1 protein-coding gene is annotated in these 469 nt (G+C 58.4%); it reads left to right on the forward strand.

Translation table 11 applies throughout. The annotated features are described in order from the left end of the window. Nucleotides 1–162: 162 nt before the first annotated feature. On the forward strand, nucleotides 163–469 hold a 307-nt coding region (locus tag C5L12_RS27815), incomplete at its 3' end, for a helix-turn-helix domain-containing protein (RefSeq protein ID WP_157949151.1).

The following is a 469-nucleotide window of genomic DNA, read 5'->3' on the forward strand; positions in this document are numbered from 1 at the left end:
AACTCCATGCTGGGAGGGCAAAACGCCGATCCCGAAGAGAAGCGAGGACCTGCGGACGATGTCATGTTCCGACGAGGCGGAGACGCTCGTAAGCGCTTGACCTCAACACGCCGAATAGAGAAGACATGGGTGACACTTTTCGCTTTTTGGCGGGAGGTGTTGATGCCGTGGAGAGAGACTTCGGTGATGGAGGAACGTCTACGTTTTGTCGCCCGGCTTCTGGAGGGCGAAGGCATGAGCGATGTGTGCCGAGAGTTCGGCATCTCGCGCAAGACCGGTTACAAAATCTTCAATCGCTATAAGGACGACGGTCTGGAGGCCTTAACCGACCGATCCAGACGGCCGGTGCGTTATGCCAACCAGTTGCCCGAGCCGGTCGAGGCGATGATCGTCTCGTGCAAGAAGAGCAAGCCGCATTGGGGTGCCAGGAAGATCCGGGAGCTTTTGGTGAAGCGCCTGGCCGGCGATG

The sequence above is a fragment of the Neorhizobium huautlense genome (assembly GCF_002968575.1).
In the GTDB taxonomy this organism is placed as follows: Bacteria; Pseudomonadota; Alphaproteobacteria; order Rhizobiales; family Rhizobiaceae; genus Neorhizobium; species Neorhizobium huautlense.